Origin of the sequence: Butyrivibrio sp. AE2005 (assembly GCF_000686965.1) — a bacterium.
Classification (GTDB): domain Bacteria; phylum Bacillota; class Clostridia; order Lachnospirales; family Lachnospiraceae; genus Butyrivibrio; species Butyrivibrio hungatei_A.
Genome location: NZ_KK366043.1, coordinates 14,792 through 32,589 on the forward strand (window position 1 = coordinate 14,792; position 17,798 = coordinate 32,589).

A 17,798-nucleotide genomic window follows, 5' to 3' on the forward strand; every position below is an offset into this window, starting at 1 on the left:
TTCTAAATAAAGTAATATGAAAATTATTTAAGATCTCCTGCGATGTCGATGTTCTCGCCTGTGATTCCAACCCATGCGCCGTTTGCTGCTTCAGAAGCTTCTGCGTGAGCAAGGAGCCACTTGTTTGTTGCTGTGAGCATGCGGTCTTCCTGGTTGCGAGCTTCAAATTCAGGCTTACCAACGTTGGTGCCCTTAGGAAGTCCTACAAGAACCTGGAATCCTGAATCTTTGCTTGCCTGGCAGGGAGCATAGTGAAGAGCTGTAGCGTATACTTCGATCATTGTGCCTGCAGGGCAAAGGAAAGCTTTAACCTTGCTTGAATCAATCTTGTAGTCTACGATTTCTTCTCTTTTAGCAAGTAAAAGAATGAAATCTGTTGAACCAAGGTTGATCTCTGATGAACGGTGATACTCAAGACAGTTGAGCTTGGTGTTGTGTCCGTTGCACCATCCGAACTGCATATCGGAACCGCCAAAGAGGCTGTTTGTAATTGATGTTGCTGCAGCGAGAGACTGAAGTGCAGGCTCTTCGGCAACATAGTCTGTTCCCTCGGGAACGGGAGTGCTTGACTTAAGAGCTTCCACGATTGCCTTCTTCTCTTCTTCATAACCCTCGATGATCCTACCGTAATTTGTGAATTCAGGATCGTTTACATTATATATTTTCATAACCTTCTCCTTTCAAGAATTATTGATAATAATAATCATATTGCTATTTTACAGAGAAATCTTATCATTTGGTAGCGATTTCTTTTCAAAAGTTGCTTTTGTTATCAGATAAGCGATAAATCTTTACTTTTAAAGTGCCTGTGTGCTAAAGTGTGTAAAAGGTTTAGACAGGGGAGGAATTTGATGAAGTATAAAAATCTATTATTTGATCTTGACGGAACACTGACTGATTCATCTGAAGGAATCACAAAAAGTGCATTATATACATTTGAAAAGATGCAGATAACTCCGCCGGAAGAAAGTGAGCTTTATACATTTATCGGACCTCCGCTCGGATACAGCTTCGTAAAACACGGAGTTGAGGAAAAAGACAAGGACAAGGCGGTAGCAATATACAGAGAGCGCTACAATTCGATCGGAAAGTTTGAAAATGCGCCGTACCGCGGAATGATAGATCTTTTAAAGAAATTTAAAGACGAAGGATATAAATTATATGTTGCCACATCGAAGCCTGAAAAGACGGCGATAGAAGTCCTCGATCATTTTGATATGACGGGATATTTTGATGAGATTGCGGGGGCAACTGTAGACGGCAGCAGAGAAAAGAAGGACGATGTAATAAGATATCTTCTTGATAAGATAGGAGAAGACGAGTCGGATACAGTGATGATCGGTGACACTAATTATGATGTCCTCGGAGCTGCGGAACTTGGAATTCCTTGTATTGCGGTGACGTGGGGATTTGGTGATATTGATGATATGAAAAAATCCGGTGCAGTCGCAATTGTTAGCAGTATGGATGAACTATACGAGGCAGTGAGATAATGATAGCTGTTGGCGCGTTATACTATGATAGAGAAATTTCATATCGAATTTGAAAGGAGATAAGCCAGATGGAAACATGGTTTTATGTAGTTGAAAGTATTGACGGCGATTATGCGAATCTTCACAGAACTGATATCGAGTCGGATGATCTGAAGCTCGTTGCAAGAGCTCTTTTGCCCGATGGAATAGCGGAAGGAACTAAGCTTAAGTACGAACTTATGCAGTATTCGATAGTGGAGTGAGGATAAGTTGCTTTTAATTTGCAAAAAAAGAGAAATAGGAATGTATTTTTCGCCACAATGAATATATATTTTAATAGAAGGGCAGCATATAATATATTTATCAGCAAGCATTAGATGACAATTGCTTATGTTTGAAAGGATGGTGGAAAATATGTTGTCACTGCTTTTTATTATATTGTTCTTTATGATCTTCGGAAGGATGATCGGATTTGCTTTTAAAGCAACTTGGGGAATCTTCAAGGTCGTAACATTTTTGGTATTCTTGCCGCTTATTTTGGTAGGACTGGTAGTTGGCGGACTTCTTTCCATTGCTTTTCCGATACTGCTTGTGGTTGGAGTTGTAAACTTGTTTATGAGACTGACGTAAAATATGGAAAAACTTTTGTATATTAACGGGATATCACCGTATTTGTATGCTCTTGCGGTTTTTTTTCGACCAAGTGAAGAATTGAAAAGTACATTTTTGACATGTTTATGTATTTTCCTAGCGCAGCTGATAGTTACTATTGTTATCGGCATTACATGCAAGGATAAGAAAAAACTGGCGCGGATCACTATGATAAACAAGTTTATACAGATACCGTATTTTGTAATGTTTTTCGTGTTCTCGGCTTTGTTTGTTTTCTTTGGAACATTCTTTTTTGGAATCGGAGTGTTATTTTTGCCGGTTTTTGTATTGATAGATTTCGGGGTATTCCTGAGTACGTTGATACCTGAAGAACTTTGTACGCTGAAACTTATTATGCTAAGACGTATGTCGGGAATGAGAGCGTTAAGATATTTGGTTGGGAATGCGATTTACATTGTTGATATTATACTTTCGGTTAAAATATATGATGAATATAAGAAACTATGAGGTGGTTACTGACCGCCTCTTTTTCTTTGGAACAAAAATGGTCTATGAAAAAGAGATTGTTATTTTTTTAAAATGATACAGAAGAACCGCTAGATTAATGAAAATATAGCATTAGATGTAATATGGGCTTCCGTTTTTGCGATAACGGGAGCCTTTTTTCGTGAAAAAGTGCATGGATGACAGCATATTCGATAAATGGTAGAATAAAAAACACAAGTTAGTTGTTTGGAGGATTGTTTGTGGCATTTTCGTTGTACACTGCTGTCTTTTTGAGTATTGTGATAGCAGTTTTTTTTATGGTTCGAAAGGAAGCAAGACCGCTTGTGCTGCTTCTTTCGAGTATTTCGTATATAGATCATCTTAATGAAAGAGCTGTAGTTGTGCTTTTGGTGACAACTGCCATTGTCTACGCTTTTGGATTACTGATTCAGTTTTTTAAAGATAAGAATAGAAACAGGGTAGCAGGTGTCTGTCTTTTTGTGTGCTTATTTCTTCTGGTTTTTTCATTGTCTTTTCTGAAGTTTTCATCCAGAATTCCGAGATTTTCAAATTTGATCATTCCGATTGGTTTTTCCTACTATGCGTTCCAGGCAATAGGATATATTGTTGATATTTACAACGGTAAGATACGTGCGGAAAAGAATATCATGTTCTTTGCGCTATATATGAGCTTTTTTCCTAAATTTGTAAGTGGACCCATAGAAAGAGAAGAAGATTTCGTGGCACAGGTAAAAGAGCTTAAAAGTGTCAGATTTCTGGATGAGCAAAGAATGTCCGAGGCTTTTGGATACATATTGTACGGATATTTCTTGAAACTTGTGGTCGCAGATAATCTGGGCGCTTTGGTGACTAAGTTGTTTAACGGTTACAGAGACAGTGGCAGTTTATGGCTTATGCTCGGATCGTTGTCGTACACCATGCAGATTTACTGTGACTTTGCGGGATATTCGGCGTTAGCTGTGGGAGTATCAAGGATTTTTGGAATCAATCTCGTTCAGAATTTTACGGCACCATATTTGGCTGTGAATATTTCAGATTTTTGGCGCAGGTGGCACAGATCTCTTAGTATGTGGCTTAGAGATTATGTTTATATTCCGCTTGGTGGAAACAGGAGAGGAGTGCTCAGACAGTGCATAAATGTGTCGATTGTTTTTATTTTATGTGGCATATGGCACGGGAATGGGCTTAATTTCCTGGTGTGGGGAATGCTTCACGGTATATATTCCGTCATTGATGTTTTGATCAGAAGGAAAAAGAATAGCGACAAGGATAAAAGCATTTTATCAGTAGTTAAGGGGCGCATTATTACCTTTTGCTGCGTTTCTTTTGCGTGGATATTTTTTGGAGCCAGTGGCCTTAAGACTGCCATTGAATACTGTATTGCCATGTTTACTGCGGGAAATGCGGGAACTACTTTTATCGCGCAGTACAATGAATTGTGTAAAGAGACGGCTCGAACAAATTTCTTATTGGTGTTCATTTTGATCGTTATATTGATGGATGTAATAAGCTATAAGAAAAATAAGCCATTTCCCGTTGTGCTGCAGGATTATGCCTGTGGTGTAAGGTATCTTATATATTATCTTATAATAATTGCAATTATAGTATTTGGCCTTTACGGACCGGGCTATAGCGCAAGTAATTTTATGTATATGAATTTTTGAGTTTTGTTGTGTATTGAAGTGGGGTAACGCATTATATGTTAAAAAAGAGGGCTTTACAGATTTTTTTCATATGCCTGACAGTCTTTACTTTGTGGTATCTGGACGGCGTGTTTTGCATAAAATCGGAGCATGGGATAAATCAGGCAAGAGGGTTATATTATCAGCCCAGAAATACAATTGACGTGGTGATGATGGGCTCGAGTCATGTGCACTGCGATATAGATACGGGGCTTTTGTGGAATGAGTATGGTATAGCGTCGTACGATTACAGTGCTGCCGAGCAGCCGCTTTGGTGTACATATTATTATCTTAGAGAATTCTGTAAGTATCAGAAGCCGAAAGTTGTTGTACTTGACCTGTATTCTCCGGCAAGATTTAAGGACAATTATCAGTATACCTGGCTCAATCAGAATCTTAACGGAATGAGATTTTCATTTAATAAAATGGGGATGATCATTGACAGCGTTGAATCTCGCAAGATTAGCAGGATCTTTCCTGATTTTATAACATATCATGGAAGAGTTGATACACTTAAAGCGGAGGATTTTCTTTATCCGTTTACTGTAAGGAAGAAAATGCTGACTTTTAAAGGGTTTACGCCATATCTTAAGCGAGAGCCGCAAGAAGAGCCGGTCATTGATGAGACGGCAAGTGTAGGCGTGACCGTTAAGTCTGAGATATTCCTTACCAAGATTATTGAATATACGCTGGAAAATGATATCGAACTATTTCTTGTCGTGACTCCGTATATTACTTCTTCGGAGGATGAAAAAGTATATAATAGATTAGAAGAGATTGCCGAGTATTATGGAGTGCAGTTTAATAGTACAAATTATGACTACGGTGAGATCGGACTTGATTTTGAAAAAGATTTTAATGATGAATCACATTTAAATTACTGGGGAGCATATAAGTTTACCCATTATCTTGGCGAGGAACTTAAGAGGCGCTACGAGATTCCGGACAGAAGAGGCCAAAAGGGATACGAGTCGTGGCAAAGAAATTTTGAAGAGATTGCAGAGTATGTTAAAGAGAATACCTGACCCGGAGGAGTGAATAATGCTTAAGACAATAATTCTGATTTCTTTTTTCCTGAATAAGGGATTCGACGCAGTGATCAGATTTCTTAATGATAAGCATCAGAAGGGAGAACTTCCCGAGAATGTAAGAGATGTTTATGATGAAAAAGAGTATGCGAACTGGAAAAACTACAAGGCAGAGAGCGGAAAACTATATACCATATGGAATATAGCCGATATAGTCTTTTTGGCGATTCTTTTGATATCAAATGCATATGCATGGGGATTTAAGGTACTTGAAGACGGCAATGTCTATGTACAGTATTTGATCTTTATATTCGTGCTTACGGCATTGTCTGAATTAATTGATGTGCCTTTTAAGTATTATGATACTTTCGTTATAGAAGAGAAGTACGGCCTTAATAAGTCTACGAAGAAGACATTTTTTGTTGATATGATAAAGAATATCCTCGTTGGAGGTATAATGTCATTCCTTATCATAGCGCTCACAATGTTTATATTTGAGGCCTTTGGCAATATGGCAATTCTGGTCGGCACTGTTGCAATGATGGTTATTATGCTTATTCTGAATTTGATAATAGTTCCGCTTATGAGAATTTATAACAAATTTACTCCGTTGGAGGATGGAGAATTAAAGAGTAAGCTCCTGACACTTTGCGAGAAATATGGAATGCGCGTCAGGAAAATCGTAGTGAGGGATGCAAGCAGAAGAACTACGACTTCGAATGCTTTCTGTGCAGGATTTGGAAAATTAAAGACCATATCTTTGGATGACAATCTTGTCAATAATTTTACCGATGATGAGATTGTTGCCGTATTTGCACATGAATTTGCGCATGCAAAATATAAGCATACCGTTAAGTCACTTCCGTTTTCTATGGTAAGAATACTGCTGGTATTTATAGCATTGTGGATTGTGCTAAATATTCCCGGTTTTTATACAGCGTTTGGTTTTGACGGAATCAATTATTTCTTCGCAGAGATATTGGTAACATTTATAACCTGGCCTGTTTCAAACGGACTCAATATAATATCCAACTATCTTTCGAGAAGGCATGAGTATCAGGCGGATGCTTTTGCGGCAAAAGAAGGTTATGGACATGACCTTGTTTCCTCGCTTAAGAGGCTTCATAAAGAGGCATTGTCGGATATCAATCCACATCCTGTAAAGGTTGTGCTGGATTATTCGCATCCAACGCTGTCGCAGAGAATTACAGCGATTGAGGGCGTTCAAAGCAGGGGCTGAATAATTAAGGTTTTTTGTTGACGTATACCATTGTGTGATCGGGGAAAGGATGGTGACGGTTATGTTTTTTGGAAAGAAAGATAAGGACGTGCGGATTACGGACAAACAGTACAAAGATCTTGTGGGTAACATGAGTAAGAGCGAACGCAAAGAGTTCGATCGTAAGCAGAAACAGCTTCAAAGAGAGAAGGATGATGACTGGCTTTTGGGAATGTTGTTTTTGACAGATGATTCTGATGATATCTAAATAATCGAAAATATAGAAGTGTTGAAAATAAACGTGGTTGCGATTTGCGCAATCACGTTTATTAAATATCTATAAAATAACGAAAAAGCTCCCGAAAGTGTGATAAAATAAGGCGAATTCGTTACAGGGTTATATATAGCGGGAGCATTATTTGCGATTTCACGATTGCTATTTTATTAACGGAATGCATAACCATGCGGGTTACAAGGAACGGTAATGCGATATTTTTTTCACAATAGCAATAATTGATAAAGATTTAGCAATAATAATATAGTAAATGTTCTTCAAATAGCTTATCTTACAATAGAAATACCAACGACATGAGATTTTATAAAAGATATACAGAAGGTTGGGTATGGCACTTTGTATCGGCAATATATCATGTCGGTATGTAATTAATAATAAAGGGAGAGGAATAATATGAATCACATGGAAATTACTGATGAGTATTTAGGAAAAATGGACGCCTACTGGCGTGCAACTAATTATCTCGCAGCAGCACAGTTGTATCTTCTTGAGAACCCGCTTCTTCGTGAACCACTTAAGAAGGAGCATATCAAAAAGAAAATCGTAGGTCACTGGGGAACAGTACCCGGACAGAACTTTATCTATGTTCACCTTAACAGAGTAATCAACAAATATGATCAGGATATGATCCTTATCTCAGGTCCCGGTCACGGCGGAAACTTCTTCGTAGCCAACACATACCTTGAGGGATCATACAGTGAAGTATATCCTAACGTAAGCCGTGATATGGATGGCTTACAGAAACTTTGCAAGCAGTTCTCATTCCCCGGCGGTATCTCAAGCCACGTTGCTCCTGAGACTCCCGGTTCTATCCATGAGGGTGGTGAGCTTGGTTATTCTATCGCACACGCTTTTGGTGCAGTATTTGATAACCCTGATCTTATCGCTGCATGTGTAGTTGGTGACGGTGAAGCAGAGACAGGACCTCTTGCTACATCATGGCAGTCAAACAAATTCCTTAACCCCGTTTCTGATGGAGCAGTTCTTCCTATCCTTCATCTTAACGGATTTAAGATTTCTAATCCTACAATTCTTTCTCGCCTTTCACACGAGGAACTTGAGGCATTCTTCAAGGGTAACGGCTGGAAGCCTTACTTCGTTGAAGGAACAGATCCTAAGGAAATGCATCGTAAGATGGCTGAGACTCTTGATGTTGTTATGGATGAGATCAAGGCTATTCAGAAGAATGCAAGAACAACAGGTGATACAACAAGACCTGTATGGCCTATGATCGTTCTTCGTACTCCTAAGGGATGGACAGGACCTAAGTTCGTAGACGGAAACAAGATCGAGGGATCTTTCCAGGCACACCAGGTACCTGTAATGATGGATAAGCCTGAGCACCTTGATATCCTCAAGGAATGGCTCGAGAGCTACCATGCAGAGGAACTCTTTGATGAGAATGGACGTCTTATTCCTGAACTCGAGGAGCTCGCTCCTAAGGGAGACAGACGTATCGGTGCTAACCCTCATGCTAACGGTGGTAAGCTTCTTCACGACCTCAGACTTCCTGATTTCCGTGATTACGCTATCGATGTTCCCGCTCCCGGCGCTGTTGAGAAGCAGGATATGATTGAGCTTGGTGGATATATCAGAGACGTATTCAAGCTTAACGATGAGCACAAGAACTTCCGTATCTTTGGACCTGACGAGACAATGTCTAACCGTCTTAACAAGGTATTCGAAGTTACTAACCGTGATTGGAACAACCCTATCGACAACGATACAGACCAGTTCCTTGCATCAGACGGACGTGTAATGGATTCAATGCTTTCAGAGCATATGTGTGAAGGATGGCTCGAGGGATACCTTCTTACAGGTAGACACGGATTCTTTGCTAGTTACGAAGCATTCATCCGTATTATAGATTCAATGGCAGCTCAGCATGCTAAGTGGCTTAAGGTTTGCAACGGTCTTTCATGGAGACAGCCTATTGCATCTCTTAACCTCCTTCTTACATCAAACGTATGGCAGCAGGATCACAACGGATTCACACACCAGGATCCCGGATTCCTTGACCATATCTCAAATAAGAAGGCAGACGTTGTAAGACTTTACCTTCCACCCGATGCTAACTGCTTGCTCTCAACAATGGATCACTGCTTGAAGAGCAAGAACTACGTAAATGCTATTGTAGCAAGTAAGCATCCCAGACCACAGTGGCTTACAATGGAGCAGGCTGTTAAGCACTGCACACAGGGTATCGGCATTTGGGATTGGGCTTCAACAGATACAGGAGAAGAGCCTGATATCGTACTTGCATGCTGCGGTGATACACCTACACTTGAGGCTCTTGCTGCAGTTGATATTCTCCACAGAGAGATGCCTGAAGTTAAGGTTCGTTTCGTAAACGTTGTTGACCTTATGAAGATGGAGCCTAAGAACAAGCATCCTCACGGACTTTCAGACGTAGAGTACGATACAATCTTTACAAAGGATAAGCCTATTGTATTTGCATTCCATGGATATCCGACTCTTATCCATGAGCTTACATATACAAGAACAAACAGAAACATCCATGTTTACGGATATCATGAAGAAGGAACAATCACAACTCCTTTCGACATGAGAGTTCAGAACAAGATTGACCGTTTCGACCTTGTAATCGCTATGCTTAACAACATGCCTCAGTTCGGCAACAAGGGCGCATTCCTCATCCAGAAGATGAGAGATAAGCTCGTTGAGCATAAGACATACATTCACGACATCGGCGTAGATATGCCTGAAGTTGCTGAGTGGAAGTGGACAGGTGTGAAGTAATCAATCACATTCTTCTGTGTATTTCAAATGATAATGGAGGCGTCTGCGACGTATTGTCGCAGATGCCTTTTATGTTATAATAAAGATTGGAATGTCCAAAGAATTGCAGAAGAGGACCTAATAATATGGCTACTAAAAACAGAATTAAACTAAAAGGAAAATTAGTGACATATCTCAAAGTATTGGCATACTTGGGAGTACTGTTGCTTTTTGTAAATATTGCGGTATTTATTGTGGACGACTCTGCGGGTCTGATTCTTTTGATATTTACAGGATTTTATTTTGTTTCGGTCATGTACCTTAATTTCTACAACAAACCCATAATAATGAATGAGCTTATCAGCTTTGCGACACAGTATGGACAGATTCAGAAAAGGTTATTAAAAGACCTTGATCTTGCGCATGCCATTCTTGATGATTCGGGTAAGGTTGTTTGGGCAAATACAGCATTTGAAAAAGCGGTTCATATGGAGAAGGGACTTTATAAGAAAACTATCTTTTCCATTTTTCCGGGGGTTTCGGCGGATAAGTTTCCGGTTGATAATGAGGAAGTATCTTATAAGGTAGACTATGAGAGCAGCAACTTCACTATCAAGTTTAAGAGAATATCTCTTCATGAGATGGCGGTAAACAGTGACATAATAGATTCCAAGAGTTATGAGGGAAGCCTTATAGCCGTTTATCTGTATGATGAGACTGCACTCAGGCTCGCTATTCAGGAAGTTGATAATCAGTCGCTGGCAGCAGGACTTATCTACATAGATAACTATGAAGAGGCTTTGAACAGCGTAGAAGAGGTAAGAAGATCTCTTTTGACCGCTCTCATAGACAGAAAGATCAATAAATACATTGCATCAAGCAATGGAATATCCAAAAAGATAGAAAAAGACAAATATTTTGTTGTCATGCCTAAGAAGTCCTGCGAGACTCTTATCAAGCAACGATTTGATATTCTTGAAGACGTTAAGACAGTAAATATCGGAAATGAGATGGCTGTAACACTTAGTATCGGACTTGGCCTTGACGGTCTTTCATATGCGCAGAACTACGAGTTTGCGCGCAATGCCATAGACCTTGCTCTTGGTCGAGGTGGCGATCAGGCTGTTGTAAAGAGCGCGGACAGCACGTCTTATTACGGCGGAAAGAGCCAGACCATTGAAAAGAGTACTCGAGTTAAGGCGAGAGTTAAAGCTCACGCGCTTCGCGAGATTATTTCGGGAAAAGATACCGTTATCGTAATGGGACACAGAATGGGCGATGTGGACAGCTTTGGCGCATCTGTCGGTATTTACAGGATTGCAAGAACTCTGGAAAAGAAATGTCACATAGTTTTGAACGACGTGACAGCATCAATGCAGCCACTTGTTGACTTGTTTAAGAGTAATCCCGATTATGAAGACGATATGATAATCAACAATCAGCAGGCGATTGATATTGCCGGAAACAATACCGTTTTGGTAGTTGTTGATGTTAATAAACCGAGCATTACAGAGTGTCCGGAACTTTTGAGATTTTGTAAGACTATAGTTGTTCTCGATCATCACAGAGCGGGAACAGAAGTTATAGAGAATGCGACGCTTTCATATGTTGAGCCTTATGCATCATCTGCGTGTGAGATGGTTTCCGAGATTCTTCAGTACATCGGAGAGAACGTCAAGATTCACAACGAAGAAGCTGACAGCCTGTATTCGGGAATGATGGTAGATACCAATAACTTTATGAACAAGACGGGTGTCAGAACATTTGAAGCTGCTGCTTTTCTTAGAAGAAACGGAGCGGATGTTACAAGAGTAAGAAAACTGTTCCGTGAAGATGCAAATGAGTACAAGGCTAAGGCTGATGCAGTCAGTCAGGCAGAGATATATCGTGACAGATATGCTATCTCTGTTATGAAGAGCGATGATATACAGAGTCCTACAATAGTAGGCGCACAGGCAGCAAATGAGCTCCTTAACATCAAGGGTGTGAGAGCAAGTTTTGTATGCACTGATTATCAGAACAAAGTGTATGTAAGTGCCAGATCCATAGACGAAGTCAATGTTCAGGTCATTATGGAGAGACTCGGCGGCGGTGGCCATATGAGCTCTGCGGGATGCCAGATAGAAGGAATGCCGATAGAAGAGGCAGTTGATGTAGTTAAGGATGTAATTGATAAAATGATTGAAGAAGGAGAATTGTCATAAATGCAGGTTATATTACTTGAAGACGTAAAGAGTTTGGGTAAAAAAGGTGAGATCGTAAAAGTCAGCGATGGCTATGCAAAGAACTTTGTGATTCCCAAAAAACTCGGTGTAGAGGCTACACAGAAAAATCTTAACGAACTTAAGAATCAGCAGAAAAGAGATTCAATTTTGGCGCAGCAGCGTCTTGATGAAGCCAAAGCTTATGGCGAAAAGATAAGCAAAGAGACAGTACAGCTCACAATGAAAGCAGGAGAGGGCGGAAGAGTATTCGGATCCGTTTCCACAAAGGAAATAGTAACAGCTGCAAAAGCTCAGTTTGGATTTGATATTGATAAAAAGAAACTTCAGATGCCGGAACCTATAAAGTCATTTGGAACTTATGAGATTCCGGTCAAACTCCATCCTCAGGTTACTACTGTGTTAAAAGTGAGTGTAAAGGAACAATAAGAAATGGCAGAGGAAACTCTATTAAAGCGTGTCGCGCCCAACAGTCTGGAAGCAGAGCAATCTGTTGTCGGGGCGATGCTTATGGATAAAGAAGCAATAGAAATTGCGTCCGAGATTGTCAATCCGGACGATTTTTATAACAGACAGCTCGGGACGGTTTTTGAGACAATGGTAGAGCTCAACCGTGAAGGAAGTGCTGTCGATTTTGTCACGCTTCAAAACAGGCTCAGGGAAAAGAATGTTCCGCCGCAGGTCAGCAGTGCCGAATATATCGGAGAACTTGTTTCGGCGGTACCGACATCTGCGAATGTAAAGTATTATGCGCAGATTGTTGCGGATAAATCCACTCTCAGAAAATTGATCCGTGTAAGCGAAGAGACAATAAATACCTGTTATTCAAACTCTGAGAATATGGAAGGGATACTTAATGATGTTGAAAAGAGCGTCTTCCAGATCACACAGAAGAGAAATACAGGTGAGTTTGTTTCTATCGATCAGGTAGTAATGAACGCACTGAACCGTATCGAGCAGGCAAGTAAGATGAAAGGAAACGTTACAGGTCTTTCTACAGGTTTCCTTGATCTTGATTACAGCACAGCAGGATTTCAGCCTTCAGACCTGATACTTATCGCGGCCAGACCTTCAATGGGAAAAACCGCTTTTGTACTTAATATAGCAGAGCATATGGCTTTCCATGACAACAAATGTGTTGCGATATTCTCACTGGAAATGTCAAAGGAACAGCTTGTAAACAGACTACTTGCGATGGAGTCTCATGTTGATTCACAGCATATCAGAACAGGTAATATGTCTGATATGGACTGGGAGAATCTCATCGAAAGTGCAGATGTTGTAGGCTCTTCCAAACTCATTATTGATGATACTCCCGGTATCTCGATTCAGGAACTTCGTTCAAAGTGCAGAAAGTATAAGATGGATCATGGCCTTAATATAATCATGATCGATTACTTGCAGCTTATGACAGGAGGATCCGGAAGAGGCTCCGAGTCACGTCAGCAGGAAATTTCGGATATTTCAAGATCACTTAAGGCCCTTGCCAGAGAGCTTAACGTGCCCGTTGTTGCGCTCTCACAGCTTTCCCGTGCGGTTGAGCAAAGACCCGATCATAGGCCCATGCTTTCAGACCTTCGAGAATCCGGAGCTATCGAGCAGGATGCCGACATGGTAATGTTCATTTATAGAGATGATTACTATAACAAAGACACTGAGAAAAAAGGTGTTGCGGACATTATCATTGCAAAGCAGAGAAATGGCCCGATCGGAACGGTTGATCTTCTTTGGCTTCCCGAATTTACCAAGTTTGCGAACTTGGAGAAGGGGCATTGAGGCAGAAAAGATAGTGAGGCAAGCTCATAGGGCTAAAGCCAATCATTCGAAAATAAAAAAGAGCATTTTTCCAAGTAAACTTGGAAGAATGCTCTTTCATATTTTCTTGCTTGGCGTTAGCCCTGTGTGATAGCACCTACAGGACACTGAGCAGCACAAGATCCGCAGTCGATGCATGTATTTGCGTCGATAACGAACTGTGAGTCACCCTGTGAAATTGCAGAAACAGGACACTGAGCAGCGCATGAGCCACAGCTGATGCAGCCATCATTAATAACGTATGCCATAATAATCTCCTTCCATCATTAAATGCCATAAATTAAAGTAGTGTAGCAAAAAACGATTGGTATTTGCCATTACCAACCTTTGATACGTCTATATCATATAATAAGTAAAGCGTTTAAGCAATACAGTAAACGAAAACTTTTATCAATCAATAACGTTATATAATTAACAATTAACAGATAATAACGTTTGGAATGTACCGAAAACGAGTTTGTTAAAAAGTCGTCAAACCCTTGCTATCATTGACATCCAAGGTAATTTAATGATAGTATTGTTAATGGCAGAATACGAGTGAAAATTAGTCCGTCGCACTGTTTTCGGAGATGAAAGCTTGCTGACGGAATTTTTGCACTATTCCTTTTTTTTTAACACAATTTAATAAAAGTGCCAAAAATAATCCAAAATATAAGGTAGGAGGAAACAAAATGGCTAGAAACATGAAAACCATGGATGGCAACGAGGCAGCTGCATACGCTTCATATGCTTTTACAGAAGTTGCTGCCATGTACCCTATCACACCTTCATCTGTTATGCCTGAGCATGTAGATGAATGGGCAACAGCCGGAAAGAAAAATATTTTCGGTCGTACGGTTCAGATTACAGAAATGCAGTCTGAGGCCGGTGCAGCAGGAGCTGTGCACGGATCACTGGTAGTAGGTGCTCTTACATCTACATATACCGCATCTCAGGGACTTCTTCTTATGATTCCCGACATTTATAAGGTAGCAGGTGAAAGACTCCCCGGAGTATTCAACGTATCAGCACGATGTGTTGCTTCACATGCGCTCAACATTTTTGGTGATCATTCTGACGTTTATGCTTGCCGTCAGACAGGTGCCGCAATGCTCTGCGATTCAAGTGTACAGGAAGTTATGGACTTAACACCTGTTGCTTACTGCGCAGCTATTGAAGGACGCATTCCTTTCATTAATTTCTTTGACGGATTCCGTACATCGCACGAGATCCAGAAGATCGAAGTGTGGGATTACAAGGATCTTGACGAGATGGTAAATCACGAGGCAATTGATGCATTCAAGGCAAACGCTTTGAATCCCAATCATCCTTGCCAGATGGGCTCTGCTCAGAATCCTGACATTTTCTTCCAGACAAGAGAAGCTTGTAACACAGGCTATAATGAACTTCCTGACATCGTTCAGAAGTATATGGATAAAGTTAATGCCAAGATTGGTACAGACTATAAGCTCTTTAACTACTATGGAGATCCTAATGCAGAAGTGGTTATCGTTGCTATGGGTTCTGTAAACGATACAATCGAGGAGACAATCGATTACCTTGAGAAACAGGGCAAGAAGGTCGGTGTTGTAAAAGTCAGACTTTACAGACCTTTCTCAGCAAAAGCTCTTGTAGCAGCTATTCCTGATTCTGTTAAGAGAATCCAGGTTCTCGACAGAACAAAAGAGCCCGGATCATATCGCGAGCCTCTTGCTCTTGATGTTATCGCAGCTCTTAAGGGAACAAAGTTTGAGAGCGTTCCTGTATTCTGCGGACGTTACGGACTTGGTTCAAAAGATACAACACCTGCACAGATTGTTGCAGTATTTGAGAATACAGAAAAAGAAGAGTTCACGATCGGTATCGAAGATGATGTGACAAACCTTTCACTCAAGGTTGGTGCTCCTCTCGTTACAACTCCCGAGGGAACAACAAACTGTAAGTTCTGGGGACTTGGTGCTGACGGTACTGTTGGTGCAAACAAGAACTCTATCAAGATTATCGGTGACAACACTGACATGTATGCTCAGGCATACTTTGATTATGACTCTAAGAAGTCAGGTGGTGTTACAATGTCTCACCTTAGATTTGGTAAGACTCCTATCAAGTCAACATACCTTATCAAGAAGGCAGACTTCGTAGCATGCCACAATCCTTCATATATCCGCAAGTTCAACATGGTTCAGGAAATTGTGGACGGAGGATCATTCCTTCTTAACTGCCCTTGGACAGTAGAACAGCTCGAGACTGAGATTCCCGGACAGGTTAAGAAGTTCATGTACGATCATAAGATCAACTTCTATATCATGAACGGTTCTAAGATCGGTGTTGAAGTTGGAATGGGACCTACAAGAATTAACACAATTCTTCAGTCGGCATTCTTCAACATTACAAAGATCATTCCTGAAGATGATGCAATTAAGTTCATGAAAGATGCAGCACAGAAGACATACGGCCGTAAGGGTGAAGATGTCGTTAAGAAGAACTGGGCAGCTATCGATGCCGGAGCAGATCCGAAGAACCTTATCAAGGTTGAGATTCCTGAGTCTTGGAAAGATGCCAAGGATGAAGGCCTTGACTTCAAGAAGGCTGAGGGAAGCAGAAAGGATGTTATCGACTTCGTTAATAATATCCAGACTAAGGTTAATGCTCAGGAAGGTAACAACCTCAAAGTTTCAGATTGTCTTCCTTATGTTGACGGTGCTACACCTTCAGGATCGGCTGCATACGAGAAGAGAGGCATCGCAGTTAATGTTCCTAAGTGGGATGCTACAAAGTGCGTAGAGTGTGGTTTCTGTTCAATTGTATGTCCTCACGCAGCAATCCGTACAGTTGCTCTTACAGACGACGAAGTTGCTAAGGCACCTGAAGGACTTCAGACTAAGGATGTTAATGGTGTACCCGGATACAAGTTCTCAATCGTTATTTCGGCTCTTGACTGTACAGGATGCGGATCTTGCGCAAATGTATGTCTTGGAAATAAGGCAGGCGAGACACTTAAGATGGGTGCTATCGCAGAGAATAAGGATGAGCAGAAGTACTTCGACTACGCTGTAACTCTTCCTGAGAAGAAAGATGTAGTTGAGAAGCTCAAAGCTACAACAATCAGAGGATCTCAGTTCAAGCAGCCTCTCCTTGAGTTCTCGGGAGCATGCGCAGGTTGTGGTGAGACACCTTATGTTAAACTTGTTACTCAGCTCTTTGGTGACAGAATGTACGTTGCAAATGCTACAGGATGTACATCAATCTGGGGTAACTCTTCACCTTCAACACCTTATACCGTAAATGCGGAAGGTCATGGACCTGCATGGGATAACTCATTGTTCGAGGATAACGCAGAGTTTGGTATGGGTATGGTACTTGCTCAGAACGCACTTCGTGATGCAATCAAAGAGCAGGTTGAGACTGTAGTAGCCGATGGCGGAAAAGCTAAGGATGCAGCTCAGAAGTGGCTTGATACATTCAGTAACGGTGCTGAGAATACAGCAGCTACAAATGAACTTATCGCAGCTCTTGAAGGCGACAATTCAGATGCAGCTAAATACATCAAGAAGAATAAAGACTTCGCAGCTAAGAAGTCACAGTGGATCTTCGGTGGTGACGGATGGGCATTCGATATCGGATTTGGTGGTCTCGACCACGTACTTGCTTCCGGTAAGGATGTAAACGTTCTCGTTGTTAACACTGAGGTTTACTCAAATACAGGCGGACAGTCATCTAAAGCTACTCCTACAGGTGCTGTTGCGCAGTTCGCTGCAGGTGGAAAAGAGATCAAGCAGAAGGATCTTGCTTCTATCGCTATGAGCTATGGATATGTTTACGTTGCTCAGATTGCTATGGGTGCTGATATGAACCAGACAATCAAGGCAATCTCAGAGGCTGAGGCTTATCCCGGACCTTCACTTATCATCGCATATGCTCCTTGTATCAACCAGGGTCTTAAGGCCGGCATGAACAAGGTTATGGATGAAGAGAAGAAGGCTGTTGCTACAGGATATTGGGATATGTTCAGATTCAATCCTCAGGCGGATAAGAAGTTCACTCTTGATAGCAAGCCTGCTACAGAAGACTTCCAGAGCTTCCTTGACGGAGAGGTAAGATACCTTTCACTTAAGCTCAAGAATCCTGAGAGAGCAGCAGAGCTCAATGCAAAAGCAGCTGAGCATGCTAAGGAGCACAGAGCATATCTTGAAAAACTTGTTTCTCTGTACGGAGATGAGTAATTCAT

The 17,798-nt window shown here is 41.0% G+C and carries 15 protein-coding genes; 13 read left to right on the forward strand and 2 right to left on the reverse strand.

Features of this window, described 5'->3' with window-relative positions; genetic code table 11:
- Positions 1 to 23 precede the first annotated feature (23 nt).
- On the reverse strand, positions 24 to 668 hold the full coding sequence (locus DL92_RS0115880; protein ID WP_026656510.1) for a DUF4867 family protein: 645 nt from the start codon (positions 666 to 668) through the stop codon (positions 24 to 26).
- Between the two features lie 183 nt (positions 669 to 851).
- On the opposite strand from DL92_RS0115880, the gene DL92_RS0115885 reads away from it, so the two are divergent.
- The 12 genes from DL92_RS0115885 to dnaB all read left to right on the forward strand — a co-directional run bounded on the left by DL92_RS0115885 (position 852) and on the right by dnaB (position 13,552).
- On the forward strand, positions 852 to 1,493 hold the full coding sequence (locus DL92_RS0115885; protein ID WP_034469542.1) for an HAD-IA family hydrolase: 642 nt from the start codon (positions 852 to 854) through the stop codon (positions 1,491 to 1,493).
- A 68-nt stretch (positions 1,494 to 1,561) separates the two neighbouring features.
- Positions 1,562 to 1,735, forward strand: coding sequence for a hypothetical protein (locus tag DL92_RS0115890; RefSeq protein ID WP_026668274.1), 174 nt, complete (start codon positions 1,562 to 1,564; stop codon positions 1,733 to 1,735).
- A gap of 151 nt (positions 1,736 to 1,886) precedes the next feature.
- A complete protein-coding gene (locus DL92_RS0115895) occupies positions 1,887 to 2,102 on the forward strand; it encodes a hypothetical protein (RefSeq protein WP_026656513.1) in 216 nt (71 codons plus the stop codon).
- Positions 2,103 to 2,291: 189 nt separating this feature from the next.
- A complete protein-coding gene (locus DL92_RS21165) occupies positions 2,292 to 2,591 on the forward strand; it encodes a hypothetical protein (protein ID WP_155841205.1) in 300 nt (99 codons plus the stop codon).
- 239 nt (positions 2,592 to 2,830) lie between these two features.
- Positions 2,831 to 4,255: an MBOAT family O-acyltransferase gene (locus DL92_RS19735; protein ID WP_026668276.1), complete on the forward strand. Its 1,425-nt coding sequence runs from the start codon at positions 2,831 to 2,833 to the stop codon at positions 4,253 to 4,255.
- 35 nt (positions 4,256 to 4,290) lie between these two features.
- Positions 4,291 to 5,298 (forward strand): hypothetical protein, encoded by a 1,008-nt coding sequence (locus DL92_RS0115910; RefSeq protein ID WP_026656517.1) that lies wholly within the window; start codon positions 4,291 to 4,293, stop codon positions 5,296 to 5,298.
- 16 nt (positions 5,299 to 5,314) lie between these two features.
- Entirely contained in the window at positions 5,315 to 6,541 is a 1,227-nt protein-coding gene (locus tag DL92_RS0115915) for a M48 family metallopeptidase (RefSeq protein WP_026668277.1), read from the forward strand.
- A gap of 61 nt (positions 6,542 to 6,602) precedes the next feature.
- Positions 6,603 to 6,788 carry a hypothetical protein gene (locus DL92_RS0115920; protein ID WP_155833805.1) on the forward strand — a complete coding sequence of 62 codons (186 nt, stop codon included), beginning with the start codon at positions 6,603 to 6,605 and terminating at the stop codon, positions 6,786 to 6,788.
- 420 nt (positions 6,789 to 7,208) lie between these two features.
- Complete coding sequence (locus DL92_RS0115925) at positions 7,209 to 9,575, forward strand: phosphoketolase family protein (protein ID WP_026656520.1); 2,367 nt, start codon at positions 7,209 to 7,211, stop codon at positions 9,573 to 9,575.
- A gap of 125 nt (positions 9,576 to 9,700) precedes the next feature.
- On the forward strand, positions 9,701 to 11,758 hold the full coding sequence (locus DL92_RS0115930) for a DHH family phosphoesterase (protein WP_026656521.1): 2,058 nt from the start codon (positions 9,701 to 9,703) through the stop codon (positions 11,756 to 11,758).
- Positions 11,759 to 12,205, forward strand: coding sequence for a 50S ribosomal protein L9 (gene rplI / locus DL92_RS0115935; protein WP_026656522.1), 447 nt, complete (start codon positions 11,759 to 11,761; stop codon positions 12,203 to 12,205).
- Between the two features lie 3 nt (positions 12,206 to 12,208).
- Positions 12,209 to 13,552: a replicative DNA helicase gene (gene dnaB / locus DL92_RS0115940; protein ID WP_026656524.1), complete on the forward strand. Its 1,344-nt coding sequence runs from the start codon at positions 12,209 to 12,211 to the stop codon at positions 13,550 to 13,552.
- Between the two features lie 116 nt (positions 13,553 to 13,668).
- Here the strand turns inward: dnaB and DL92_RS0115945 are convergent, their stop codons facing one another.
- On the reverse strand, positions 13,669 to 13,839 hold the full coding sequence (locus DL92_RS0115945; RefSeq protein WP_026656525.1) for a DUF362 domain-containing protein: 171 nt from the start codon (positions 13,837 to 13,839) through the stop codon (positions 13,669 to 13,671).
- 423 nt (positions 13,840 to 14,262) lie between these two features.
- Between DL92_RS0115945 and nifJ the strand changes: the two genes are divergently transcribed.
- Positions 14,263 to 17,793, forward strand: a complete 3,531-nt coding sequence (gene nifJ, locus DL92_RS0115950; RefSeq protein ID WP_026668279.1) for a pyruvate:ferredoxin (flavodoxin) oxidoreductase — start codon at positions 14,263 to 14,265, stop codon at positions 17,791 to 17,793.
- Positions 17,794 to 17,798: the final 5 nt, after the last annotated feature.